Source organism: Allobosea sp. P4_C6, assembly GCF_056402015.1.
The window spans coordinates 51,879-74,698 of sequence record NZ_JBFUIF010000021.1; the positions used below are offsets into that span (position 1 = coordinate 51,879).

Below are 22,820 nucleotides of genomic sequence, written 5' to 3' on the forward strand. Positions count from 1 at the left end.
TTTGGCGGGGATGGCTGTTCGCGCGGTCGCACGCCTGTCGTCGTGGCCGTTGACGATCGGTCATGATCCGCCCGGGGTGCCGGAGCTTGGAGGGGTTCGCCCATGATGCGACGCGCCTATCTGACAGCCCTGACCGGGCTCCTGCTGGCCGCCATGGCGGGGCCGGCGGCGGCGCATCCGCATGTTTTCGTCAATGCCAAGGCCGAGATCGTCTTCGCCCCGGACGGCTCTGTTCGGGCGATCCGGCATCACTGGAGCTTCGACGAGGCCTATTCGGCCTATATCACCCAGGGTCTCGACAAGAACGGCGACGGCAAGCTGACCTCGGACGAACTCTCCGAACTCGCCAAGATCAATGTCGAATCGCTGCCGGATGTCGAGTTCTTCACGGCCGCCAAGCTCAACGGCCGGAAACAGGAGTTCGGCACGCCGGGCGAGCAGGTGATGTCCTATGAAAACAAGATCCTGACGCTGGTCTACACGCTGCCGCTGAAAAGTCCGTCGAAGGCGCGCTCCTTCGGCATCGAGATCGGCGACCCCACCTATTTCGTTGCCTTCACCATCGTGGATGCCCCGGATGCGGTCGTCACCAAGGACGCGCCGCAGGGCTGCGTGGTGCGCGTCAACCGGCCGCCCAAGCTCGACGATGCCACCCAGAAGCGCCTCGCCGAGGCCGATATCACCGCGACGCCGGATGTCAGCGGGCTTGAGGTGACGACGCGGGCGCTGGTGGCATGTCCCTGACGCCGGCCGAAACCGCTCGCCCTGCGGGCGCGCTGCTGCCGCGAAGGCTGCTCGCCTGCGTGCTGGCGCTGCTGCTGGTCGCCGGGGTGCTGACCGCCCTGGCGATGGCGATAGCGGCGGTGAGCCCGCCGCCTCCGCCCCCGCCACGCAATCCTTTCGGCACGGCCCTGCCGCGCGAGGCACTGCCCTCGACGACCGGCTTCGGCGCCTTGCTCATCGCCTGGCAATCGAGCTTCTATCGCGAGCTGACGGCGACGCTGAAGGCGATCGCGACCGCGCCGGGGGCGTTGTGGGGGCTGCTCGGGCTCTCCTTCGGCTATGGCGTCTTCCACGCGGCCGGGCCGGGTCACGGCAAGGCGGTGATCTCCGGCTATATCGTCGCCGACAATCGCAGCCTGAAGCGGGGGCTCGGCCTGAGCTTTGCGGCTGCGCTGCTGCAGGCTGTCGTCGCGATCGCGATCGTGGCCGTGGCGACGCTTCTGCTGAGGACCACGGCCATGCAGATGAACGCGGCGACGAGCATGATCGAGCAGGGCAGCTTCCTGCTGGTCGCGCTGGTCGGGTTCCTGATGCTCTGGCGGAAGGCGGGAGCCTTGGTCGGGCTCGAAGCGGGTGCGGCCGCGCATGATCCGGCGGCCTGCGACCACGTCCATATGCCGGATGCCGATGCGGTCGCGCGGCTCGCGGGCTGGCGGGACATGGCCGGCGTCGTGCTGGCGGCGGGTTCGCGCCCCTGCGCGGGAGCGCTGATCATCCTCGTCTTCGCAGCCTCGCAGGGGTTGTTCTGGGCGGGCGTCGCCGCGACTTTCGCAATGGCGCTGGGCACGGCGATCACCACAGGGGCGCTTGCCGCCTTCGCCGTCTTCTTCAAGTTCGCGGCGCTGAAATTCGCCGGCGGCGGCAGCCTGCGCTCGGCGCGATTGATCGCCGGACTCGAACTCCTCGCCGCCGCCTTCGTCGCCGTGCTGGGCACGGCGCTGTTCACCGGCCTGTGGGTCGGCGGGATGGGAGGCTGAGCGCTACGGCGCCGCCTCGTAAACGAAGAGCGTCGACTTGTCGTCATCCGGCATGAAGTAGGCGCGCACGCCCTGGCCGGCGGGCTCGACCCAGAACGGATTCTGCGTCATCGGCAACCCGGATGGCGACCAGAGCTCGATCGGGAGCTGGTAGACCGGTCGGTTGTCGCGCAAATCGACGATCTCCAACCCGCCAAGCCGGAAGACCGGGGCATCCGGTGCTGTCCGGTAGGTGTTGAGGCCGGCGCAGAGCATCCTGCTGCGACCGAGGAAGTGGCAATCCTGATAGTCGATATAGAGCGCGGGGTTGGGCACGCGCAGCTGCTCCGGCGGCGCTCCGGCATTGGTCACCTTGCCGTCGGTGTCGAGCGGCCATTTGTAGAAGCGACGCGAGCCCCAGCTGACGCCGTGCAGCGACTTGTCGTCGGTGTTGTGGACGATGCCGCCGATATGGTCCTTGAAGCGGAATACCTCGGTGGCCTTCATCGTCGCCGGGTCGACCTTGTAGATGATCGACTGGCTGTTGGGCCGGTATTCGGCGACGGGCACCCAGATGTGCTGGCCGTCGAAGTCGATCCCGCCGGGATGGTAGATCGAGCCTTCGCCAAGCGTGAGATCGGCGAGCAGGCGGCCTTCGGCATCGACCTTGAAGAGATGGCCCACGCCTTCGCCGGTGTCGCGGTCATAGCCGCCCTGCGGAGTCGGGAAGCGCGTCGTCGGCTTGCGGATGTCGACGGAGGAGACGAAGAAGGCGTCGCCGATCTTGACCATGCCCTGCGGGTGGAAGGTCGGGAACTGCAGGGTTACCGCGGCCTTCTGCTGCCATGGCGTCGCGCGAGTCAGCTTCGGGATCGCGTCGTTGAGTGCGGGATCAGCGGCCAGAGCGGAGCCCCAGGACATGAGGGCGGCGGCGAGCAGCCCGGCGGCAAGGCGCGTCTTCATCGGGGTTCTCCCAGGTTGTGACGACGCCCTGTCGGCGTTCTCTCCGATTATAGCGCTTTACCTGATCGATGGCGCTTCCGTCTGACGCCGCGGATCATTTTCCAGCAGGATCGGCTTGCCGTGCGGCGTCGCCTCGGCGGCGCGGGCCCAGGAGGCAGCGAGCGCATCGACGCCGTCATGCGAGGCGAGGCCCTTCTCGATCAGCAGATGCTCCAGCGCCTCGCACCAGCGCTCGTAATAATCCGAGCCGTCGCGGCAGCCGCCGGCAGCGAGCGCCTCGCGGATTTCGGCACCGAGAGCCTGCGCCCATTCCTCCGCCGTGAAGACGCCCCTGTTCTGGAGCGCGACGACAAGAGCGAAGGCCTGGGCCTGCCAGGGCTCGGCGAAGATCGGACCCTCGGCATCGCGCGGGATCGGCGTATCGGCGGCAAGGGCCTGCGCCAGATCGGCCTCAGGCCGGCTCAAGATAGCTCTCCCAGGCCTCGATGCTGACGGTGGAGGTGGGATCGGCGTCGCGGCCCCAGAGTGCGCGGCCGTCGAAGACGACGGTGTAGAGCCACTGCGCCGTCTCCGGCTGCCCTTGAGCGCCCGTATCCGGGAAGACATGGCAGCCGGTGACGCGCTCGATTACCCCTTCCTTGCCGCGGGCATAGCGCGGCAGGCGGGTGTGGTGCTGCGGGTGCATCACGATGGTGCGGACCTTGTCGCCGACGGCGAAACGCGCAGGTGCCTTGGGTTCGCGCTCATAGGGGAAGCCGCGGCGGAGCACGCCCGCGACCTCCTCGCCCTTGAGCACGCGCTTCGGCTCGCGGCGCTGCGGTGCGGGTTTGCCGGAGGCGAGTTCGTCCGCGCTCAGGAAGCCGTGCTTGACCAGCACCTTGTCGAGCGCGGCGAGCCAGATTTCGTAATAGGTCGAGGAGAGATACTGCGCCGGCGGCAGGCTCTCGCGGGCGTGGCGGATCTCGTCGATCGACCAGGCGCCCATGGCGCCGGCCGCGACGTTGATCGCAAGGACGCGCTTTTCCCAGTCGCCGTGGAAGACCGGCTCGTTCGGCTCCGGCACGACAGGACCGAAGGCCATCTGGCCGCCGAGGTCATGGGCGCTGTTCATGCTGTGCCCTCCGCCGCATCCTCCACGTGGGGCAGACCGGTGCCGATCATCGAATCGCGGCTGACGATGCTCGCCAGCTTCTCCTCGCTCCAGCCCTCGGTGCCGGCCGGGCGCATGGGGATGACGATGAAGCGGGTCTCGGCAGTCGAATCCCAGACGCGGATGCGCTGGCCTTCCGGCAGCGTCACGCCGAAATCGGCGATGGTGCCGCGCGGGTCGATCACCGCCTTGGCGCGATAGGGCGGGGATTTGTACCAGACCGGCGGCAGCCCCAGCACCGGCCAAGGATAGCAGGAGCAGAGGGTGCAAACGATCAGGTTGTGCTGCTCGGGGGTGTTGAAGCAGGCGACGATGTGCTCGCCGCCGCGCCCGCCATAGCCGAGTTCGGCGGCCGCCGCCGTGCCATCAGCCTTGAGGCGATCGGCATAGGCCGGGTCCGTCCAGGCCCTGGCGACGATGCGGGCCCCGTCGCGCGGGCCGACCTTGGTCTCGTAGGTCTCGATGATGGCGTCGAGCGCGGCGGGATCGACATAGCCCTTCTCGACCATCAGCGTCTCCAACGCCTTCACCCGCGCCTCTATGGCGGTGAAGTGGTTATCGTGGCTGTGGTCGTGATCGTGGTGGTGTCCGCTCATGGCGACCTCCTCTCAGGCGATCCGGATACGGGCGGCTTGCTCGTAGCGCACGGCGAAGGCGACGAGCGACCGGTCGGAGCCCTTCGGGCCGATCAGCGACAGGCCGAGCGGGGCACCCTCGCGCTGCGCGACGGGGATGGTGACCTGCGGAAAGCCTGAAAGGCCGGAGAGACAGAGCAGCCGCAGCGCCCGGTTGCGGAAATCCTCGAGCTCCGACTCCTTCGCACCGATCAGCGGCGCGACGTCCGGCATGGTCGGCAGGATCAGCACGCCGTCCTGCGCCAGCAGCCGCGAGAGCTTGGCGCGGAAGGTCTTGCGAGTGGCCTCGCCCCTGGCATATTCGGCGTCGGTCACGGCCTTCGAGAAGGCGAAGCGCTCCTTCACGCCCGGCCCGAGCGGCGGGGCGAAGCGCTCGATCATGGCGCCGTCGGCGATCCAGGCCTCGCGGCCCTGGATCCAGCGGAAGGCCCAGTAGAGCGGGTCGAGGTCGCGGACGAGCTTGATGCCCTCGGGCTGGCCGAGCGCGGGAATCGCCCGCTGCACGACGTTGCGCAGGATCGTCTCCGCTTCAGGCACCGCCTGGGCGAACATGTCGTCGGCGAGCAGCAGGCGCGGGGCTTCCGGCAGTTCGGTCCGGTCCACGCCAAGCAGCACGTTGGCGACGCGGGCGAAAACGTCACCGTCACGGGCGAACCAGCCGGGCGTGTCGAGGCTTTCGGCCAGTGGCCAGCTTCGCTTCAACGAGAGCCGGCCATGAGTGGGGCGGATGCCGAAGAGGCCGCCATAGCTCGCCGGCGCACGCACCGAGCCGCCGGTGTCCGAGCCCAGCCCGATATCGGCGAGGCGCCCCGCCACGGCCGCCATCGAGCCGCAGGAGGAGCCGCCGGTGATACGCTCGGGCGCGGCGGGATTGATGGGCGAGCCGAAATGCGCGTTCTGGCCGTTGAGCGAGAAGGCGAGCTCGTCCGTATGGGTCTTGCCGACGAAGCGGGCGCCGGCCTGGAGCAGGTCCTTCACGATCGGCGCGGTCTTGGTCTTGATGCCGGACTGCGCCAACACGAGCGGCGAGCCGGCCCCGGTCGGATAGCCCTTGACGTCGAAGAGATCCTTCACCGCCAGCGTCAGCCCGGCGAGGGGCCCGGCGACGGCATGCTTCACCGGCGCGTCGGGATAAGGGACGAAACAGCGGAACGGATCGTCGAAAGTCATCTGGCGTCAGATCCCCCTGGAATCGCCGTCGGAGCGCGGATCATGCACCGCCTCGACATGGCCCCTGGCGTGCTTCACCAGCATGCCGGCATGGCCGAAGCCTTCTGAATAGGCCTGGCCGGTCTCGGTGATCGGATGGCCGGCCGTGTCGAGCCGCTCCAGCAGCGACGATTCGAAGCGGCTCTCGAATTTGAGGCTGGTCGAGCTGGCGCCCCAGGTCTTGCCGAAGAGCCAGCGCGGCGCGTCCACGGCCGTGGCGAGGTTCTGGCCGGCGCGGTAGCGCGACAGGATCTGCGCCTGGAACTGCGGCTGGCCGTCGCCGCCCATCGAGCCATAGGGCAGGATGCGGCCGTCGGCGAAACCGGCAAGGGCGGGGTTCAACGTGTGGAAGGGCTTGCGGCCGGGCGCCAGCGGATTGGCCGCCTTCTTGTCCAGCGAGAAGGAGACGCCGCGGTTCTGCCAATGGATGCCGGTGCGCGGCAGGACGCAGCCCGAGCCGTATTCCCAATAAATCGACTGGATGTAGGAGACGGCGAGGCCGTTAGCGTCGATGGCGCCCATCCAGACCGTGTCGCCGTCGCCATTGCGCAGCGGCAGTTTCGCCGCCCGCTTCCTGTCGATGGCGGCCGCCTCGCGCGCCAGAGCGGCGTCGCTCAGGAAATCGGCCGGGGGATGATCGAGCTGGGTCGGGTCGGTGACGTAGCGGTCGCGGATGGCGAAGGCGCGCTTCGTCGCCTCAATCAGCCCGTGATGATGCTCGAAGCTGTCGAGCTTCACCGGTCCGAGCCGCTCGAAGATGCCGAGGATGAGCAGGGAGGCCAGTCCCTGCGTCGGCGGCGGCAGGTTGTAGACCATAAGGCCGGGCAGCTTCAGCGCCAGTGGCGCGGCGCTCCGGGCGCGGTAGCGATCGAGATCGGCGCGGGCGATCGGTGCACCCATGCGCTCGAGATCGGCGGCTATCTCGTGGCCGACATCGCCGCGGTAGAAATCGTCGAGGCCGGCATCGGCGAGCTGCTGCAGCGTCGCGGCCAGGGTCTCAGGCTTGCGGCGGGCGCCGGGCTTCGGCGGCGCGCCGTCGATCCAGAAGGCGGGTAGGAAGCCGGGTGCGGCCTTCAGCGCTTCGAGCTCGTTGGGCTGGTTGCCGAGTTCGGAGCCGGAGATCTCATAGCCCTCGCGGCCATGGCCGATGGCATCGAGAAGCAGGTCGCGCAGGGGCAGGCGGCCACCCAGCGAGCGGGAAAGGTCGAGCGCGAGCTGCCAGCCGCCGATGGCTCCGGCGACCGTGAGAGCCGCTTCCGGCCCCCGCGAGGGAATGACGTCGTAGTCGCGGCGGCGATAGTGCTCGATCGTGGCGAGGGAGCCCGCCGGGCCGCAGGCTTCGATGCCGTGCATCCGCCCGCCGGGTTCGTGCACCAGCCAGAAACCGTCGCCGCCGATGCCGTTCATATGGGGGTAGACCACGGCGATCGTGGCGGCCATCGCGACCATGGCCTCGATGGCGTTGCCGCCTTCGGCCAAAATGGCGCGCCCGGCCTCCGAGGCGAGGCGGTGAGGCGCGGCGACCGCGGCCGAAGCGAAGACTGGCGTTTCGAGCATCAGGGCTTTTCAATCTCCGAAGCCATGCCCATCTGGTCGGCTGGCGCGATTTTGTTGCATGGCGCGGCAAGCTCCGCTAGGTGCGTGCAGCGCATGACCGCTTGAGGTGCTCGCGCTCGAAGGAAGGACAGCATGGCCGGACGGCACACGAACTGGCGCAACCTGGTCATGGTGACCTCGTTCGGGATCCTGATCGCCGTCGAATTGTTCGGCGTGGCCCTGGCGGCCGGCTGGGCGCTGGCAGGCCTGTTCGATCTCGGCACCATCTTCGAATACATCATGATGGCGATCTTCTCGGTCTTCGCGGCCTATGGGATGCTCAATCTGATGCGCCGCATGCTCAAGATCGAGCATCTGACGGACGTCGACTGAGCTTGCGTCATGCTCGGGCTTGACCCGAGCATCTCGGAAACCAGCTTCTTCGTCCTGAGGTTCTCGGTCTGCGCTTCGCTTCGCCCGAGAATGACGGCCTCTACTCGCAGAGCTTCAGCGTGACCGGGTCAGCGTCCGCCGGCAGATAGTCGCCCATCGGGCGGCACTGGCCGGCGATGCAGACGCGCCAGTCGGCCGTGGCGCCCGAGCGGCGCATCACCACCTCCTTGAGCGGCGGCAACGCCGGATGCCAGCGCCAGAAACCGTCGATCAGGCGGGCGCCATCCGGCGGGTCCATGCCGGCGCCCGAGCCTTCGATGCGCGCTTCCGCGAGTTCGAGGCCGGCCGGCGTCTCGCGCCAGACCTCTTCCCACAGCGTCTTCTGCACCGAATGGCGCCAGCCGAGCGTGATCTCGCCGCGTCCGAGCACGACCACGAGCGCGCCGGCCGCGAGGCACAGGCTCATGCGGCGGCGGTCTCGGCCTTGCGCGCCGAGAACCAGTGCCGCAGCACGATGGCAGCTCCCAGCGCATAGCCGAGCGGGTCGCTGTAGCTGAACTCGCCGAAGAGCAGCACCGCCGCGCCGAAGGACAGCACCCGCTCGATCAGGCTCAGCCGCCCGAACAGGTAGCCGATCGCGACCATGCCGAAGAGGCCGATGGCGACCGTCGCCTTGAAGGTGGCGTAGACGACCGCCGGCCAGAAACCGATCACGGCCGCCATCGGGTCGCCGTTCTGCAGCATCAGTGCCGGCGAATAGACGGCGATGAAGGGGATGACGTAGCCCGCGAGCGCGACGCGCATCGCCTCCCAGCCGATCTTGTCGGGGTTCTCCTTGGCGATCGGCGCGGCGGCCAGCGCAGCCAGCGCCACCGGCGGCGAGAGATCGGCCATGATGCCGTAGTAGAAGGCGAACATGTGGCTGACGATCAGCGGCACGCCGAGCTTTTCCAGCGCGGGAGCCGCGAGCGCCGCGACGATGATGTAGGTCGGGATCGTCGGGATGCCGGTGCCGAGCAGGATCGACAGGATCATGGTCAGGATCAGCGCCAGGAACAGGCTGTGCTGGCCGAGCCCGATGATCCAGGCGCCGAAGGTGGTGCCGATGCCGGTCTGCGTCATCAGGCCGATGATGGTGCCGACGATGGCGCAGGCTATGCCGACCGGCAAAGCGGTCTTGGCACTGTCGGCGAGCGCACCGCGGCTGATCGCCAGCGTCGCGCGTCCGCCGAGGGTGAAGGCGTTCAGCAGGATCAGCACCGCGATCAGCCCGGCGACGATGCGGATGTCCATGCCGTCGCGGAAGAGCGCGGCGGCGATCAGTCCGAGTCCGACCCAGAAGATGATTCGCAGCGTCTGCGTGCTGAAGCCGGCGGTGATGCCGGCGCCGAGGAGCAGGCCGACCGTCAGCGCCAGGCCCATCGTGCCGGCGAAGAGCGGCGTGAAGCCGTGGAACAGCATGAAGATCAGCACGGCGAGCGGCAGGGCGAGATACCAGCGCTCGCGCAGGGCCTTGAGCGGGCTCGGCAGCAGCGCGCGCTCGATGCCCCTGAGGCCATACTTGCCGGCTTCGAGATGCACCATCCAGAACGCCGAGGCGAAATAGAGCACGGCGGGGATCGCCGCCGCCTTGACGATCTCGGCATAGGGGACGCCAAGCGTCTCGGCCATGATGAAGGCGACGGCTCCCATCACCGGCGGCATGATCTGGCCGCCCATCGAGGCTGTGGCCTCCACGCCGGCGGCGAAGGCGCGCCGGTAGCCGAACTTGATCATCAGCGGAATGGTGAACTGGCCGACGGTGACGACATTGGCGACGCCGGAGCCGGAGATCATGCCCATCAGGCCCGACGAGAACACCGCCACCTTGGCGGGACCGCCGCGCGTGCCGCCGAAGATGCCGAGCGAGACATCGTTGAAGAGATGGATCATGCCGGCCTTCTCGAGGAAGGAGCCGAAGACGATGAAGAGGAAGATATACGTCGCGGAGACGTAGATCGGCGTGCCGTAGAAGCCTTCGGTTCCGAAGGAGAGGTGGCCGATGATCTGGTCGAAGCCATAGCCGCGATGGTTGAACGGCGCCGGCAGATACTGGCCGAAGAACCAGTAGAGCAGGCAGACGCCGCACATGATCGGCAGGGCGTTGCCCATCAGCCTGCGCGCCGCCTCGAAGATCAGGACGATCAGGAGCGTGCCGACGACGAGGTCCAGCGTCGAAGGATCGCCGTCACGCAGGATCAGGTCGGCGTAGAAGATCCACTGATAGAGGCCGACGCCGAAGCCGACGATGCCGAGCGCCCAGCCGAGCAGCCGGCCGGGCGTGTCCTTCGCCCGGAAATTGGCGACGAGGCCGAAGGAGAGCAGCAGCAGGAAGCCGACATGGACGCCGCGCGCCGCCTGGCTCGGCAGGAAATTCCAGGCCGAGATCGCGATCTGGAAGGCGGCGAAGGCGAGGGCGAGGCCGTAGGCCACCAGCCCCCAGCCGCCCGGCCCGAAGCCGGGCGGGAAGCCATGCTCGAAATTGTCGAGGTCGGGATGCTCGATCGGGACCGGGGTGGCGCCGGAGAGGGCTTCCAACTGGTCGGTATCGGCGGTGGCCATGTTCGAAGTCCTGGCGGTGTCATTGTGTCACCCCGCACGCGCTGCGGCACGTCAGTGCTGCGGCGCAGATGCGGGATCGTCTTTGAGACGAGGTGCCTTCCGGTCACACGGTCCCGCGCCGCAGCGTTGCACGCTGCAGCGCGCACGGGATGACGCGTCTTACGAACCGACCTTCAGGCCCTTTTCCTTGAGATAGCGGGCCGCGCCGGGGTGGAGCGGGATCGGCATGCCGTCCAGCGCCTTCTCCAGCTTGATGTCCTTGCCGGCCGAGTGCGAGGCGGCGAGATCGCCCAGATTCTCGAAGACGTTCTTCGTCAGCTGGTAGACCAGCTCTTCCTTCACGCCCTCATGGGTGACGAGGTAGTTGACCACGGCGGCCGTGTTCACGTCGCTGGTCTGGCCGGTATAGGTGTTGGCCGGGATCGGGGCGCTGATGAAGGGCGGGCCGGCCTTGTCGATGACCGCCTTCGGCACCTCGACGACGTTGATCTCGACCGAGGTCGCGAGGTCGCGCAGCGACGCGACGCCGAGGCCGGCCGATTGCAGGGTGGCGTCGAGCTGGCGGTTCTTCATCAGCTCCACCGATTCGGCGAAGGGCAGATATTCGATCTTGCCGAGATCCTTGTAGGTGATGCCGGCGGCGGCGAGGATGGCGCGGGCATTGAGCTCGGTGCCCGATTTCGGCGCGCCGACCGAGAGGCGCTTGCCCTTGAGGTCCGCCAGCGTCTTGATGCCGCTCTCCTTCGAGGCGACGATCTGGACGAAATTCGGATAGATCGCGGTGATGCCGCGCAGCTTCTTCAGCGGCGTCTTGAAGCCGGCTTCCTCATCGCCCTTCCAGGCGGCGTCGAGCGAATCGCCCAGCGTGAAGGCGATCTCGCCACGGCCCTGCTGGAGCAGCACGAGGTTCTCGACCGAGGCCTTGGTCGCCTGGACGGTCGGCCGGACGTTCTGGATCTTCTCGCCGTAGATCTTCGAGAGCGCGACGCCCATCGGATAATAGACGCCCGAGGTGCCGCCGGTCAGGATGTTGATGAATTCCTGGGCGCTTGCGGCGACCGGGGCGGCAGCGAGCGCGACAGCGGCAGCAAGGCCGGCGAGGTGCCGGCCGCGAAACAGCATTCTCATGATGACTCCCTAGATGCGTTCCGGCTCATGCGGCCGGTTGTCGCATTTTTAGAGCATGCTGCCAGGGAAAGGGAAAGCGTTCGGGCAACCCGAGCTTTCCGTCTTTAGCCCAACGGCCGGACTGGTTTCGCCATGATTGGCTGACTATCTCTGGCCTCGCGCGGTTGCCCTTGCCCCTGGGACAGGCTAGCCGGGCATTGGGACCGAGAGAGATCAGGATCGACATGCAGGACCGCGCCGGGCAGGGCAGCAGCCAGAGGTTTCGCCTCGATCGACGGACTCTTCTCGCCGGCGCGAGCGCGACAGCGACGCTGGCCGCGCTTGGTTTCTCGCCGGAGGCGCTGGCGCAGCAGGGGCTGAAGCTCGGCCAGGCGCAGGATTTCACCTTCGAGGCGCTGAAGGCGCGGGCGAAGCAGATGGCCGCGCAGCCCTATGAGGCGCCGCCGAGCCCGCGCCCGGACGTGCTCCAGCGGATCGATTACGATGCGCACGGCAAGATCAGGTTCAAGCCCGAGATGGCGCTGTGGGCGAACGGCCCGTCGCCCTGGCCGGTGACCTTCTTCCATCTCGGCCGCTACTTCCAGAAGCCGGTGCGCATGCATGTCGTCGAGGGCGGCAAGGCGCGCGAGATCGTCTACGACGAGAGCTATTTCGAGATGCCGGCAGACTCGCCGGCGCGCGAATTGCCGACCGGCGCCGGATTTGCCGGCTTCCGCTTCCAGGAAAGCCGCAGCGGCCATCCCGGGCGCAAGGGCGAGACGCTCGACTGGAAGAAGAACGACTGGGTCGCCTTCCTCGGCGCCTCCTATTTCCGGGCGATCGGCGAGCTCTACCAGTATGGGCTCTCGGCGCGCGGGCTCGCCATCGACCCTGCGGTCGCGGGGCGGTCCGAGGAGTTCCCGGACTTCACCCATATCTGGCTGGAAACGCCGCAGGATGGCGCCGAATATGTCGTGGTTTATGCGCTGCTCTCGGGGCCGAGCGTGGCCGGCGCCTATCGCTTCCGCATGCATCGCGGCAAGGGCGTCACCATGGAGATCGAGGTCGCGCTGAACCTGCGCAAGGATGTCGAGCGCCTCGGCATCTCCCCTCTGACCTCGATGTACTGGTATTCCGAGACGGCGAAGAGCACCGCCGTCGACTGGCGCCCGGAGGTGCATGATTCCGACGGGCTCGCGCTCTGGACCGGTTCTGGCGAGCGCGCCTGGCGGCCGCTCAACAACCCCTCGCGCACGACGGCCTCGGCCTTCGTCGACAATAATCCGCGCGGTTTCGGCCTTATGCAGCGCGACCGCGAAGTCGGCCACTACCTCGACGGCGTGTTCTATGAGCGCCGCCCGAGCCTCTGGGTCGAGACGCAAGGGGAGTGGGGCAAAGGCTCGGTCCAGCTCATCGAGATCCCGACCGACGACGAGATCCACGACAATATCGTCGCGATGTGGGTGCCAGAGGCTCCTGCCAGGGCCGGGAGCGCCTATAATTACCGCTACAAGCTGCACTGGATGGCGGACGAGCCGTTCCCGACCTCGCTCGGCCGGGTCGTGGCGACGCGCCTGGGCAATGGCGGCCAGCCCGGCACGACGCGCCCCAAGGGCGTGCGCAAGTTCATGGTCGAGTTTCTCGGTCCGGCGCTGGAAAGCATTCCCTTCGGCGTGAAGCCCGAGGTGGTGCTCTCGGCCTCGCGCGGCTCGTTCTCCTACATCTTCGCCGAGGCCGTGCCGGACGATGTCCCCGGGCACTGGCGCGCCCAGTTCGACCTCACCGTCGATGGCAATGATCCGGTCGAGATGCGCTGCTATCTCAAGGCCGGCGATACGGTGCTGACCGAGACCTGGCTTTATCAGTACCTGCCGTTCTGAGGAACGCCAGCTTCGAGCAGGCGATAGACATGCGCCCCCGCGATAGCGATTCCGAGAACGCCGAGTTCGCTTGCGACACCCGCGAAGGCGAGCAAGTAGATATAGGCGTCGCCGTCGACGGCATCCAAGACGTCCGTCATGGTGATCATGATCGCGAAGATGCACGCCATCGTCGCGGCCACCGGCAAGACGACGATGGCCAGGAGCTGCCATGTCAGCCCACCCGTTCTCGCGATGGACTGGGCGAGGCCGAGATCCTGCCTGCCGAGCGCCAGGGCGCTGAATGCCAGCGTCGTCCTCAGCAGGACCCAAGCCAACGCTATCGCGAAAACCAACTTCGCAGCCATGATGACCGAAGATGCTGGAACGTCGCTTGAAATCACCAGCATGGCCGAGAGCGCCACGACGTTATAGGCGCCGTACCGCAAAGTCGCGAATGAAGGCCGGCCGATCCGGAAATCCACGTTCCGTCCCAGGATGACCTCCCGTACTGCAAGGAGGCAGAGCGGCAGCCAGAGGATCGTCGATGAGACGTTCAGAAGCCACGATGTCGCGAAGTTTTCGAGCGATGGCGCGTCTTGCCCCGCCCGTTCCACCAGGACGAGTCGATGGTGGAACGGGATCGTGCATATGGTCGCGACCAGAACCATCAAGGGATGGCGCAGCAGAAAGCGCGCGAGATCGCGCAAGGTCGCGCCTGCGACCGCAAGCACCGGCAACGTCATGATAAGCCCCCCGGCCAACTAGAACAGATAGAGTACAAAACCTCGCTTGATGCAAGCGTTTTCGCTGTAATGTCGGGGCAGCCCGGCAGACCGCCATTGCGCCGCGGCGAATGTAATATTATAGCAGTGCATATGCCGTCGCAGAGTCACAATCACTCGCATGCCGTTGCGATCGAGCCCGGTTTCTCGCTGCTGCGGCTTTCCGCGCCGGCGCGACTTGGTTTCGCGGCGCTCATCGTCGCCATGCTGTGGCTGGCGACGCTGGCCGTCATCCTCTGATCGAGTTGCGTTCGATGTCCGCCATCCGCCTGACAGATCTGACGCTGGGATATGACCGTCACCCGGCGGTGCATCACCTTTCGGGCGAGATCGAAACCGGCAGCCTCACCGCCATCGTCGGGCCGAACGGGGCCGGCAAATCGACGCTGCTCAAAGGCATCGCGGGCGCGCTCGCGCCGCTGTCCGGCGGCATCGCGCTCGCCAAGGGCAAGCGCCTCGCCTATCTGCCGCAATCGGCCGATCTCGACCGCTCCTTCCCGATCCATGTCTACGACCTCGTCGCCATGGGGCTGTGGAACCGCGCCGGCATCTTCGGGCGCATCGGCGCCGGGGCGGCTCAGAAGATCGACGATGCCATCGCGGCGGTGGGTCTGACCGGCTTCGAGCGCCGGCCGATCGGCACGCTGTCGGGCGGCCAGATGCAGCGCGCGCTGTTCGCACGCCTGCTGCTGCAGGATGCCGACGTCATCCTGCTCGACGAACCCTTCACCGCCATCGATGCGCGCACCACCGCCGATCTGCTCGATCTGGTGAGGCGCTGGCATGGCGAGAACCGCACGGTCGTGGCGGTGCTGCACGATATCGAGACGGTGCGGCAGGCCTTTCCGCGGACCTTGTTGCTGGCGCGCGAGGCCGTCGCCTGGGGCGAGACCGGCGCGGTGCTGACGGCGGAGAACCTGCTGAGGGCGCGGCGCATGGTCGAATCCTTCGACAGCCACGCCGCTCCCTGTCAGCGCGACGCTGCCTGAACCCACAGATCGGGCCAATGCTCTACGATCTCCTCATCGGCCCCTTCGCCGAATTCGACTTCATGCGCCGCGCCCTCGTTGGCGTCGTGGCGCTGTCGGTCTCGGGCGCGCCGATCGGCGTCTTCCTGATGCTCCGGCGGATGAGCCTGACCGGCGATGCGATGGCGCATGCCATCCTGCCCGGCGCGGCGCTGGGTTATCTCGTCGCGGGGTTCTCGCTGCCGGCGATGACGATCGGCGGTCTTGCGGCCGGTTTCGCCGTGGCGCTGGCGGCCGGCGCGGTGGCGCGGGCGACGGTGCTCAAGGAGGACGCCTCGCTCGCGGCGTTCTACCTGATCTCGCTGGCGCTCGGCGTCACCATCGTCTCGCTGCGCGGCTCGGCCATCGACCTGCTGCATGTGCTGTTCGGCAATGTGCTGGCGCTCGACGACCAGGTGCTGATCCTGCTCGCCAGCGTCGCCACGATCTCTCTGTTGACGCTCGCGGCGCTCTACCGGCCGCTGGTGCTGGAATGCGTCGATCCGGGCTTCCTGCGCTCGGTCAGCCGCTCCGGCGGCATCGTGCACCTGACCTTCCTCGCCCTTGTCGTGCTCAACCTCGTCGCGGGCTTCCATGCGCTGGGCACATTGCTGGCCGTCGGGATGATGATGCTGCCGGCCGCCGCCGCGCGCTTCTGGACGGCGGATATCACCAGGCTGCTGCTGCTCGCCGCCGGTTTCGGCATGGTTTCCGGCTATGTCGGCCTCGTCCTGTCCTATGCGGCGGGCTCCAGCCTGCCGGCCGGGCCCTCCGTCATCCTGGCGGCGGGGGCGATCTATCTCGGTTCGCTCCTGTTCGGATCGCAGGACGGACTTGCGCGCCGCCTCTTGCCTCGCGCCCATCTCCAGAGATAGAAACGTTATATCGTTTCATTTGCGGAGACCTCCGATGCCTAACCGTCGCGCCCTCATCGCCGGGCTTGTCGTGGGGCTGACCGCAGCCGCCGCGCCCTTCGGCGCTTTCGCGCAGGAGAAGCTGCCGGTGGTGGCGAGCTTCTCGATCCTCGGCGACTTCGTCCGGCAGATCGGCGGCGAGCGCGTCAGCGTGACGACGCTCGTCGGGCCCGACGGCGATGCCCATGTCTATTCGCCGACGCCGGGCGATGCCAAGGCGATGGCGGGCGCGAAGCTCGTCGTGGTCAACGGGCTGCATTTCGAGGGCTGGCTGCCGCGCCTCGTCAAATCCTCGGGCACGAAGGCCACGCTCTTCGAAGCGACCAAGGGCATCACGCCGCTCGAGGCGGATGACGACCATGACGACAAGGGCAAGGGCGGTCCGGCGCATGCGCATGGCCATGACGATCCGCATGCCTGGCAGAACATCGCCAATGCAAAGCTCTATGTCGCCAATATCCGCGATGCGATGAGCGCGGCCGATCCGGCGGGCAAGGCGAATTACGAGGCCAATGCCACGGCCTATCTGGCCGAGCTCAACACGCTCGAAGGCGAGGTGAAGGCGGCTGTCGCCCGCATCCCCGCCGACCGGCGCAAGGCGATCACCACGCATGATGCCTTCGGCTATTTCGTCAAGGCCTACGGCATCGCCTTCATCGCGCCGCAGGGCGTCTCGACCGAAGCCGAGGCCTCGGCCAGGGACGTCGCCCGCATCATCCGGCAGGTGAAGGGGCAGAAGATCCCGGCCGTCTTCCTCGAGAACGTCACCAATCCGCGCCTCGTCGAGCAGATCGCGCGGGAAAGCGGGGCCAAGGTCGGCGGCCGGCTCTATTCCGATGCGCTCTCCGACGCGTCGGGTCCGGCGGGGACTTACATCCGGATGATGAAGCACAATATAAGCGAGATCGAGAAGGCGCTGACCGCCGGCCCGGCTTGACCGGGCGGCGCCGTCGCTAGCGTCGCAGCCATTCAGGTCAAGCCATGTCCGAGAAAATCCCCGTCACGGTGCTCACCGGCTATCTGGGCGCCGGCAAGACCACGCTCCTCAACCGCATCCTGACCGAGGACCACGGCAAGAAGTTCGCCGTCATCGTCAACGAGTTCGGCGAGGCCGGCATCGATGGCGACCTGATCGTCGGTGCCGACGAGGAAATCTTCGAGATGAACAACGGCTGCATCTGCTGCACCGTGCGCGGCGATTTGATCCGCATTCTCGACGGGCTGATGAAGCGCAAGGGCAAGTTCGACGCGATCATCGTCGAGACCACCGGTCTCGCCGATCCCGCGCCGGTCGCTCAGACCTTCTTCGTCGACCAGGATGTCGGCGACGCGACCCGGCTCGACGCCGTCGTGACCGTGACCGACGCGAAGTGGCTGAAAGACCGGCTGAAGGACGCGCCGGAGGCCAAGAACCAGATCGCCTTCGCCGACGTCATCATCCTCAACAAGACCGATCTCGTCTCGGCCGAGGAACTGGCAGAGGTCGAGGCGCAAATCCGCAAGATCAACCCCTATGCCAAGCTGCACAAGGCCGAGCGTTGCGACGTGGCGATCGATCAACTGCTCGACCGCAACGCCTTCGATCTCGACCGCATTCTCGACATCGAGCCGGATTTCCTCGAATCCGGCCATCACCATCATCATGCCGAGGATATCCGCTCGATCTCGCTGACCGTGCCGGGCGAGGTCGATCCCGAGAAGTTCATGCCGTGGATCAATGACCTCACCCAGATTCAGGGACCGAACATCCTGCGCTCCAAGGGCATCCTCGCCTTCAAGGACGAACCGCGCCGCTTCGTCTTCCAGGGCGTGCACATGATCCTCGACGGCGATCTCCAGCGCGACTGGAAGGATGGCGAGAAGCGCGAGAGCCGCCTCGTCTTCATCGGGCGCGGTCTCAACGAGAATGAGTTGCGCAAGGGGTTTGAAGCCTGCGCGGCCTGAGCTAAAGCCGCGTCATGGCTACTCTCACTCAACCCGTCTCGCTGCGCGAGCATGTCACGCCCATCGCGGCCGAGACCCATGTCGTCGCTATCCGCTGGCTGAAGCAGGGCCTTGCCTTCGCGCTGGCCGACGGGCGCGTGCTGCGCTGGCGCGACGGCACGACGGACAGCGTCGAGGCGCATGCGGGCGGCATCCTGTCGGCGACGGGCGATGGCGAGCGGCTCATCACCGGCGGCGATGACGGGCGCGTCGTCGCAACCCGCATCGAAGGCGAGCCGGAAGAGCTGGCAAAGGACCCGAAGCGGCGCTGGATCGATGCGATCACGCTCTCGGCCTCCGGCAACCTCGCCTGGAACACTGGCAAGAGCGTGCATGCCCGCGACGAGAAGGGCCGCGTGCGCACACTGGAAGCGGCGAGCACGCCGCAGGGCCTCGTCTTCGCGCCGAAGGGCTATCGCCTCGCCATAGCCCAGATGAACGGTGTCTCGCTCTGGTATCCCAACACCGAGGCGAAGCCGGAATTCCTGGAATGGAAGGGCTCGCATCTCGATGTCGCGTGGTCTCCGGACGGGCGCTTCGTCGTCAGCTCGATGCAGGAGAATGCGCTGCATGGCTGGAAGCTCGGCGACAAGCCGGGCCATATGCGGATGACCGGCTATCCGGCCAAGCCGCGTTCGCTCTCCTGGTCGCATGACGGGCTCTGGCTCGCCTCGAGCGGAGCGGACGGCGCGATCGTCTGGCCCTTCCAGGGCGACGGGCCGCAGGGCAAGGCGCCGCGCGAATGCGGCGTGCGCCATGCGCGCGTCACCCGCGTCGCCTTCCACCCCGGCGCGCTGGTTCTGGCGATCGGCTATGACGACGGCTGCATCCTGCTGGTGCGACTGACCGATGGCTCCGAGTTGCTGGTGCGGCCGGCCGAGCCCGGCAGCGGCATCAGCGCCTTCGCCTGGGACAAGGGCGGCAAGCGCCTCGCCTTCGGCGCCGAGGATGGCGCTGCGGGCGTGCTCGTGCTGCCGAGCTGAGACCCGTGCGCTTCGGTCTCTTCGGCAAGCCCGATACCCGCAAGGGCGGCGAAGCGAAGGCCGAAGCGAAGGCTGTGGCCGAGCGCTTGAAGGTACAGGTCAGAGAGATGCTCGGCCTGGCCGAGGCGACCGCGATCGCCGTCAACGAGATCATCTGCGCCGATCCTGCCTGCCCCGGCAGCGAGACGGTGATCCTGGTGATGAAGCCCGGTGAGAAGACCCGGGCTTACAAGCTGCAGATGGCCATGGCCGAGGTGACGGCGGAGGCGCTGGCCGAGGCGCTTCGTCATGCTCGGGCTTGACCCGAGCATCTCGGAAACAGGCACCTTCTCGTCATGAGATGCTCGGGTCGAGCCCGAGCATGACGTGCCTTATCAGGGCTTCAAGCCGTTCGGGATGGCCGGCGCTTCGGCCTTCAGCACGATGCCGACGCGGCGGTTATAGGGCAGGTAGGGATTGTCCTTGATCAGCGGCTCGGTGTCGCCCTTGCCGGTGACGGACGAGAAGCGCTCGCTCGGCATGCCGGCATTGGCGAGGATTTCGCGGACTGCATTGGCGCGGCCGATCGAGAGCCCCCAGAGATCGTCCTCGGGCACCGCACCCGGCCGCGGCGTCGCGCTGTGGCCGGAGATCGCGATCTTGTTCGGCATGCGCCGCAGCGTCGGGGCGACGGCGGCCAGGACCTTGCGCATGCGCTCATTGGGCTGAGCGGAGCCCTCGGCGAACATGGCGCGGCCCTCCTGATCGACGAGCTGGATATCGACGCCGGCCTCGGTGACCTCGACGAGGACGTTGCGCGAGATCTCGGCGATCTCCGGCATGTCGCGCAGCGCCTGCCTGAGCGAGGCGGCGGCCAGCGCGAAGCCGCGGTCGAAGGTCGCCGACATCAAGCCGTCGTCCTTCTGGTTGTGCTGGCTGGGCCCGGGCGTGTCCGTCGCGTCCTCGAGAGGGCGGATATGGGCGTTCTTGATATGGCTCTTGGTCGGGATGCCGTCGCGCTCGACGATGCCGGCGAGGCGAACGTCGCTCTGCGTGCCGAAAGCCTCGCGCATCGAGCCGGCGACGATCTGGAGCTTCTGCTTGTCCTGGCTCGAATAGGCGGCGACCATGACGAAGAACGCCATCAGCAGCGCCATCAGGTCGGCGAAGGTCACGAACCAGCCGTGGCCGCCGTGGCCGCCGCGTTTCTTCTTCGCCATGGCCTAGAGCCCGGTCATGCCGCTTGCGCCATCTCTGCGCGATGGTGATCGGGCAGATAGGCAAGCAGCATCTCGCGCACCAGCGTCGGGCTCTTGGCGTCGCGCATCTGCAGCACGCCGTCGATGATCAGCGTGCGGGAGATCTCCTCCTCCTCAAGCTTGATGTGCAGCTTGTCGGCGATCGGCAGCGTGAACATGTTGGCGACCATGGCGCCGTAGAGCGTGGCCAGCAGCGCCGTCGCCATGGCCGGGCCGAGCTTGGAGGGGTCGGACATGTTGGCGAACATCGTGACCATGCCGAGAATCGTGCCGATCATGCCCCAGGCCGGCGCACAGTCGCCGATGGCGCGGTAGACCTTGGAGCCCTCGTCGAGCCGCTGCAGGAAGTTGTCGCGGTCGCGCTCCATCGTGTCGCGAATGAAGTCCTTGTCGTAGCCGTCGGCGATGTAGCGCAGCCCCTGGGCGAGGAACGGGTCGGAGACCTCGACGTTCTCGAGCGCGACCGGGCCGCTCTTGCGGGCGATCTCGGCGACGCGCGTGATCTCGTCGATCAGTTCGCGCGGATGGATCGAACGCATGGTGAAGGCGAAGCGGACGCCCATCGGCAGGCCGTGCGCGATCACTGAAAAGGGAAAGCGCAGCATGGTGGCCGCACTGGCGCCGCCGAAGATGATGATCGCGGCGTGCTTGTCCCAATAGGCAGCGAAATTACCGCCATCGATCATGATCAGCGCGACGATTGTCGCGATGCCCCCCAGAATGCCTGCGCCGGTGGCGAGATCCATAAGAGCACCCTGGTGCGCGCGATGCTCCGGGATCGCGAGCCGGGGCTTTTCGCAGTGCGGAAACCATAAGATGTGTGGTTTGAACGAAGCGTTAAGGTTGAGACGCTTGCCCCGGCGAAACGCTCCGTTAAGAATCGGCCGATGTCGCTCTTCACGCTCTATGCCCGTGTCCTCGGCGAACTCGGCCCGGAAAGGCGGCTGGGCATCGTCCTGGCGCTGGCCAACGTCCTGCTGGCGGCGGTCGCCTTCGCCGAGCCGATGCTGTTCGGCGCGCTGATCGACCGGCTGACCACGATCCAGACGTCGGGCGGCTCACTGACCTGGAGCAGCATCAACCTGCTGATCTTCGCCTGGGCCGGCTTCGGCCTCGCCAATATCGGCGTCGGGGTCTTCGTCGCGCTCAATGCCGACAAGCTCGCCCATCGCAGCCGGCTTGCCGTGATGGCGCGCTATTTCGAGCACGCGCTCACCTTGCCGCTCGCCTATCACACGCAGACCCATTCCGGCCGCGTGCTCAAGGTGATGCTCGACGGCACGAGCGCGATGTGGGCGCTGTGGCTCTCCTTCTTCCGCGAGCACTGCGCCTCGATCGTCGCGCTGTTCGTGCTCTTGCCCTTCACGGTCTGGAAGAACTGGCAGCTCGGCCTGCTGCTGATCTGCCTCGTGCTGCTGTTCGGCTCGCTGACCGCCTTCGTGCTGCGCAAGACCGACCAGCTCCAGCGCAATGTCGAGGCCTATCATTCGAACCTCGCCGAACGTGCCTCCGATGCGCTCGGCAACGTGCCGGTGATCCAGAGCTTCACCCGCATCGAGGCGGAGGTGCGGGGGCTGCGCAGCACCATCAGCAGCCTGCTGGAGGCGCAGCTGCCGGTTTTGTCCTGGTGGGCGATGGCGACGGTCGCGACGCGGGCCTCGGCGACGCTGACAGTGCTCGCGATCTTCGTCGTCGGCACCTGGCTGCTGATGCATGGCCAGACGACCGTCGGCGAGATCGTCACCTTCATGGGCTTCGCCACCATGCTGGTCGGGCGTCTCGAGCAGATCGTCGCCTTCGTGAACTTCATCTTCATGCAGGCGCCGAAGATGCGGGAGTTCTTCGAGGTGCTCGACACGCCGCCGACCGTGCGCGACCTGCCGAGCGCCAAGGATCCCGGCCGGCTCCAGGGCGCCGTCTCCTTCGAGGACGTCTCCTTCTCCTATGATGGCAAGCGCGCGGCGGTCCGCGACGTCTCCTTCGCGGTCAGGCCCGGCGAGACGATCGCCGTCGTCGGCTCTACCGGCTCGGGCAAGTCGACCACGCTTGGCCTGCTGCACCGGGCCTTCGACCCGCAATCGGGGCGGATCACGGTCGATGGTCTGGATATCCGCGAGATCTCCCTGCTGTCGCTCCGGCGCAATATCGGCGTCGTTTTCCAGGAGCCGATGCTGTTCGCCCGTTCGATCCGCGAGAACCTGCTCGTGGGCAAGCCGGACGCCACCGACGCCGAGCTGATGCAGGCGCTCGACCGGGCGCAGGCGAGCGAGGTGATGGCCCGCCAGACGGATGGGCTCGACACGCTCGTCGGCGAGCGCGGCCGGACGCTGTCAGGCGGCGAGCGCCAACGGCTTTCGATCGCGCGCGCGCTCCTCAAGAACCCGCCGATCCTGATCCTCGACGAGGCCACCTCGGCGCTCGATGCCGCCACCGAGGTCAAGCTGCAGAAGGCGCTGGAGGAGGTGATGAAGGATCGCACCACCTTCGTCATCGCGCATCGCCTCGCCACGATCCGCAACGCCGATCGCATCCTCGTCTTCGAGCATGGGCAGGTCGAGGAGATGGGCACCTTCGACGAGCTCGTCGCCAAGGGCGGGCGCTTCGCGGCGCTGGCGCGGGCGCAGTATCTCGTCAGCGACAAGCCGGCCCCGCTCGCGGAAGGGGCGGCGAGCCCGCTGGCGCAGAAGATCCTGCCGGGTTGACGCTTCTGCCGGGCTG

General features: G+C 67.2%; 24 protein-coding genes. 12 read left to right on the forward strand and 12 right to left on the reverse strand.

The window, feature by feature from the left end; translation table 11 throughout:
* Window positions 1-102 precede the first annotated feature (102 nt).
* Window positions 103-744, forward strand: a complete 642-nt coding sequence (locus AC1DVA_RS16365) for a DUF1007 family protein (protein WP_476806558.1) — start codon at window positions 103-105, stop codon at window positions 742-744.
* On the forward strand, window positions 735-1,760 hold the full coding sequence (locus AC1DVA_RS16370; RefSeq protein ID WP_476806559.1) for a nickel/cobalt transporter: 1,026 nt from the start codon (window positions 735-737) through the stop codon (window positions 1,758-1,760). The genes AC1DVA_RS16365 and AC1DVA_RS16370 overlap by 10 nt, the downstream gene beginning before the upstream one ends.
* Before the next feature lie 3 nt (window positions 1,761-1,763).
* Here the strand turns inward: AC1DVA_RS16370 and AC1DVA_RS16375 are convergent, their stop codons facing one another.
* From AC1DVA_RS16375 to AC1DVA_RS16400, 6 genes are read right to left on the reverse strand one after another with little or no spacing between them, the layout of a single operon-like run.
* Window positions 1,764-2,702 carry a DUF6454 family protein gene (locus AC1DVA_RS16375; protein ID WP_476806560.1) on the reverse strand — a complete coding sequence of 313 codons (939 nt, stop codon included), beginning with the start codon at window positions 2,700-2,702 and terminating at the stop codon, window positions 1,764-1,766.
* A 57-nt stretch (window positions 2,703-2,759) separates the two neighbouring features.
* On the reverse strand, window positions 2,760-3,167 hold the full coding sequence (locus AC1DVA_RS16380; protein ID WP_476806561.1) for a nitrile hydratase accessory protein: 408 nt from the start codon (window positions 3,165-3,167) through the stop codon (window positions 2,760-2,762).
* The gene (nthB, locus tag AC1DVA_RS16385) at window positions 3,154-3,813 is read right to left on the reverse strand and encodes a nitrile hydratase subunit beta (RefSeq protein ID WP_476806562.1); all 660 of its coding nucleotides are present in this window, start codon (window positions 3,811-3,813) and stop codon (window positions 3,154-3,156) included. The genes AC1DVA_RS16380 and nthB overlap by 14 nt, the downstream gene beginning before the upstream one ends.
* Window positions 3,810-4,448 carry a nitrile hydratase subunit alpha gene (gene nthA, locus AC1DVA_RS16390; RefSeq protein ID WP_476806563.1) on the reverse strand — a complete coding sequence of 213 codons (639 nt, stop codon included), beginning with the start codon at window positions 4,446-4,448 and terminating at the stop codon, window positions 3,810-3,812. The genes nthB and nthA overlap by 4 nt, the downstream gene beginning before the upstream one ends.
* A 12-nt stretch (window positions 4,449-4,460) precedes the next feature.
* Entirely contained in the window at window positions 4,461-5,657 is a 1,197-nt protein-coding gene (locus AC1DVA_RS16395; RefSeq protein WP_476806564.1) for an amidase, read from the reverse strand.
* Between the two features lie 6 nt (window positions 5,658-5,663).
* The gene (locus AC1DVA_RS16400; RefSeq protein WP_476806565.1) at window positions 5,664-7,253 is read right to left on the reverse strand and encodes a gamma-glutamyltransferase family protein; all 1,590 of its coding nucleotides are present in this window, start codon (window positions 7,251-7,253) and stop codon (window positions 5,664-5,666) included.
* A gap of 132 nt (window positions 7,254-7,385) precedes the next feature.
* On the opposite strand from AC1DVA_RS16400, the gene AC1DVA_RS16405 reads away from it, so the two are divergent.
* The gene (locus AC1DVA_RS16405; RefSeq protein ID WP_265050537.1) at window positions 7,386-7,625 is read left to right on the forward strand and encodes a hypothetical protein; all 240 of its coding nucleotides are present in this window, start codon (window positions 7,386-7,388) and stop codon (window positions 7,623-7,625) included.
* A 100-nt stretch (window positions 7,626-7,725) separates the two neighbouring features.
* Here the strand turns inward: AC1DVA_RS16405 and AC1DVA_RS16410 are convergent, their stop codons facing one another.
* From AC1DVA_RS16410 to AC1DVA_RS16420, 3 genes are all read right to left on the reverse strand, one after another.
* The gene (locus tag AC1DVA_RS16410) at window positions 7,726-8,091 is read right to left on the reverse strand and encodes a DUF1850 domain-containing protein (protein ID WP_476806566.1); all 366 of its coding nucleotides are present in this window, start codon (window positions 8,089-8,091) and stop codon (window positions 7,726-7,728) included.
* Window positions 8,088-10,226 carry a TRAP transporter permease gene (locus AC1DVA_RS16415; protein ID WP_476806567.1) on the reverse strand — a complete coding sequence of 713 codons (2,139 nt, stop codon included), beginning with the start codon at window positions 10,224-10,226 and terminating at the stop codon, window positions 8,088-8,090. The genes AC1DVA_RS16410 and AC1DVA_RS16415 overlap by 4 nt, the downstream gene beginning before the upstream one ends.
* Window positions 10,227-10,385: 159 nt before the next feature.
* Window positions 10,386-11,354, reverse strand: coding sequence for a TAXI family TRAP transporter solute-binding subunit (locus AC1DVA_RS16420; RefSeq protein WP_265050534.1), 969 nt, complete (start codon window positions 11,352-11,354; stop codon window positions 10,386-10,388).
* A 224-nt stretch (window positions 11,355-11,578) separates the two neighbouring features.
* Here AC1DVA_RS16420 and AC1DVA_RS16425 point away from each other — a divergent pair, with 224 nt between their 5' ends.
* On the forward strand, window positions 11,579-13,213 hold the full coding sequence (locus tag AC1DVA_RS16425; RefSeq protein WP_476806568.1) for an OpgD/OpgG family glucan biosynthesis protein: 1,635 nt from the start codon (window positions 11,579-11,581) through the stop codon (window positions 13,211-13,213).
* On the opposite strand, the gene AC1DVA_RS16430 is transcribed toward AC1DVA_RS16425, so the two are convergent.
* Window positions 13,195-13,902 (reverse strand): hypothetical protein, encoded by a 708-nt coding sequence (locus tag AC1DVA_RS16430; RefSeq protein ID WP_476806569.1) that lies wholly within the window; start codon window positions 13,900-13,902, stop codon window positions 13,195-13,197. The genes AC1DVA_RS16425 and AC1DVA_RS16430 overlap by 19 nt on opposite strands.
* Here AC1DVA_RS16430 and AC1DVA_RS16435 point away from each other — a divergent pair.
* From AC1DVA_RS16435 to AC1DVA_RS16465, 7 genes are read left to right on the forward strand one after another with little or no spacing between them, the layout of a single operon-like run.
* The gene (locus AC1DVA_RS16435) at window positions 13,870-14,217 is read left to right on the forward strand and encodes a hypothetical protein (RefSeq protein ID WP_476806570.1); all 348 of its coding nucleotides are present in this window, start codon (window positions 13,870-13,872) and stop codon (window positions 14,215-14,217) included. The genes AC1DVA_RS16430 and AC1DVA_RS16435 overlap by 33 nt on opposite strands.
* Before the next feature lie 14 nt (window positions 14,218-14,231).
* Window positions 14,232-14,966, forward strand: coding sequence for a zinc ABC transporter ATP-binding protein AztA (aztA, locus tag AC1DVA_RS16440; protein WP_476806571.1), 735 nt, complete (start codon window positions 14,232-14,234; stop codon window positions 14,964-14,966).
* A 17-nt stretch (window positions 14,967-14,983) separates the two neighbouring features.
* Entirely contained in the window at window positions 14,984-15,859 is an 876-nt protein-coding gene (locus AC1DVA_RS16445; protein ID WP_265050529.1) for a metal ABC transporter permease, read from the forward strand.
* Between the two features lie 34 nt (window positions 15,860-15,893).
* Window positions 15,894-16,835 (forward strand): metal ABC transporter substrate-binding protein, encoded by a 942-nt coding sequence (locus tag AC1DVA_RS16450; RefSeq protein WP_476806572.1) that lies wholly within the window; start codon window positions 15,894-15,896, stop codon window positions 16,833-16,835.
* A gap of 44 nt (window positions 16,836-16,879) precedes the next feature.
* Window positions 16,880-17,842 (forward strand): CobW family GTP-binding protein, encoded by a 963-nt coding sequence (locus AC1DVA_RS16455; protein WP_265050527.1) that lies wholly within the window; start codon window positions 16,880-16,882, stop codon window positions 17,840-17,842.
* A 14-nt stretch (window positions 17,843-17,856) separates the two neighbouring features.
* Window positions 17,857-18,864, forward strand: a complete 1,008-nt coding sequence (locus tag AC1DVA_RS16460) for a WD40 repeat domain-containing protein (protein ID WP_476806573.1) — start codon at window positions 17,857-17,859, stop codon at window positions 18,862-18,864.
* 5 nt (window positions 18,865-18,869) lie between these two features.
* Window positions 18,870-19,166 (forward strand): hypothetical protein, encoded by a 297-nt coding sequence (locus AC1DVA_RS16465; protein WP_476806574.1) that lies wholly within the window; start codon window positions 18,870-18,872, stop codon window positions 19,164-19,166.
* Between the two features lie 72 nt (window positions 19,167-19,238).
* Here AC1DVA_RS16465 and AC1DVA_RS16470 read toward each other — a convergent pair whose 3' ends face one another.
* Complete coding sequence (locus AC1DVA_RS16470; protein WP_476806575.1) at window positions 19,239-20,063, reverse strand: OmpA/MotB family protein; 825 nt, start codon at window positions 20,061-20,063, stop codon at window positions 19,239-19,241.
* A 14-nt stretch (window positions 20,064-20,077) separates the two neighbouring features.
* A complete protein-coding gene (locus AC1DVA_RS16475) occupies window positions 20,078-20,848 on the reverse strand; it encodes a motility protein A (protein WP_265050523.1) in 771 nt (256 codons plus the stop codon).
* A 141-nt stretch (window positions 20,849-20,989) separates the two neighbouring features.
* On the opposite strand from AC1DVA_RS16475, the gene AC1DVA_RS16480 reads away from it, so the two are divergent.
* A complete protein-coding gene (locus tag AC1DVA_RS16480; RefSeq protein WP_265050522.1) occupies window positions 20,990-22,804 on the forward strand; it encodes a glucan ABC transporter ATP-binding protein/ permease in 1,815 nt (604 codons plus the stop codon).
* The last annotated feature ends 16 nt before the right edge of the window (window positions 22,805-22,820 follow it).

What these genes read in the sequence shown, in the direction of transcription:
- AC1DVA_RS16375 (WP_476806560.1), bottom strand. Translation starts at nt 2,702, where the DNA reads ATGAAGACGCGCCTTGCCGCCGGGCTGCTCGCCGCCGCCCTCATGTCC.
- aztA (WP_476806571.1), top strand. Translation starts at nt 14,232, where the DNA reads ATGTCCGCCATCCGCCTGACAGATCTGACGCTGGGATATGACCGTCAC.
- AC1DVA_RS16365 (WP_476806558.1), top strand. Translation starts at nt 103, where the DNA reads ATGATGCGACGCGCCTATCTGACAGCCCTGACCGGGCTCCTGCTGGCC.
- AC1DVA_RS16475 (WP_265050523.1), bottom strand. Translation starts at nt 20,848, where the DNA reads ATGGATCTCGCCACCGGCGCAGGCATTCTGGGGGGCATCGCGACAATC.
- AC1DVA_RS16415 (WP_476806567.1), bottom strand. Translation starts at nt 10,226, where the DNA reads ATGGCCACCGCCGATACCGACCAGTTGGAAGCCCTCTCCGGCGCCACC.
- AC1DVA_RS16420 (WP_265050534.1), bottom strand. Translation starts at nt 11,354, where the DNA reads ATGAGAATGCTGTTTCGCGGCCGGCACCTCGCCGGCCTTGCTGCCGCT.
- AC1DVA_RS16460 (WP_476806573.1), top strand. Translation starts at nt 17,857, where the DNA reads ATGGCTACTCTCACTCAACCCGTCTCGCTGCGCGAGCATGTCACGCCC.
- AC1DVA_RS16435 (WP_476806570.1), top strand. Translation starts at nt 13,870, where the DNA reads ATGGCGCAGCAGAAAGCGCGCGAGATCGCGCAAGGTCGCGCCTGCGAC.
- AC1DVA_RS16370 (WP_476806559.1), top strand. Translation starts at nt 735, where the DNA reads ATGTCCCTGACGCCGGCCGAAACCGCTCGCCCTGCGGGCGCGCTGCTG.
- nthB (WP_476806562.1), bottom strand. Translation starts at nt 3,813, where the DNA reads ATGAACAGCGCCCATGACCTCGGCGGCCAGATGGCCTTCGGTCCTGTC.
- AC1DVA_RS16470 (WP_476806575.1), bottom strand. Translation starts at nt 20,063, where the DNA reads ATGGCGAAGAAGAAACGCGGCGGCCACGGCGGCCACGGCTGGTTCGTG.
- AC1DVA_RS16410 (WP_476806566.1), bottom strand. Translation starts at nt 8,091, where the DNA reads ATGAGCCTGTGCCTCGCGGCCGGCGCGCTCGTGGTCGTGCTCGGACGC.
- AC1DVA_RS16480 (WP_265050522.1), top strand. Translation starts at nt 20,990, where the DNA reads ATGTCGCTCTTCACGCTCTATGCCCGTGTCCTCGGCGAACTCGGCCCG.
- AC1DVA_RS16455 (WP_265050527.1), top strand. Translation starts at nt 16,880, where the DNA reads ATGTCCGAGAAAATCCCCGTCACGGTGCTCACCGGCTATCTGGGCGCC.
- AC1DVA_RS16445 (WP_265050529.1), top strand. Translation starts at nt 14,984, where the DNA reads ATGCTCTACGATCTCCTCATCGGCCCCTTCGCCGAATTCGACTTCATG.
- nthA (WP_476806563.1), bottom strand. Translation starts at nt 4,448, where the DNA reads ATGAGCGGACACCACCACGATCACGACCACAGCCACGATAACCACTTC.
- AC1DVA_RS16450 (WP_476806572.1), top strand. Translation starts at nt 15,894, where the DNA reads ATGCCTAACCGTCGCGCCCTCATCGCCGGGCTTGTCGTGGGGCTGACC.
- AC1DVA_RS16400 (WP_476806565.1), bottom strand. Translation starts at nt 7,253, where the DNA reads ATGCTCGAAACGCCAGTCTTCGCTTCGGCCGCGGTCGCCGCGCCTCAC.
- AC1DVA_RS16405 (WP_265050537.1), top strand. Translation starts at nt 7,386, where the DNA reads ATGGCCGGACGGCACACGAACTGGCGCAACCTGGTCATGGTGACCTCG.
- AC1DVA_RS16395 (WP_476806564.1), bottom strand. Translation starts at nt 5,657, where the DNA reads ATGACTTTCGACGATCCGTTCCGCTGTTTCGTCCCTTATCCCGACGCG.
- AC1DVA_RS16425 (WP_476806568.1), top strand. Translation starts at nt 11,579, where the DNA reads ATGCAGGACCGCGCCGGGCAGGGCAGCAGCCAGAGGTTTCGCCTCGAT.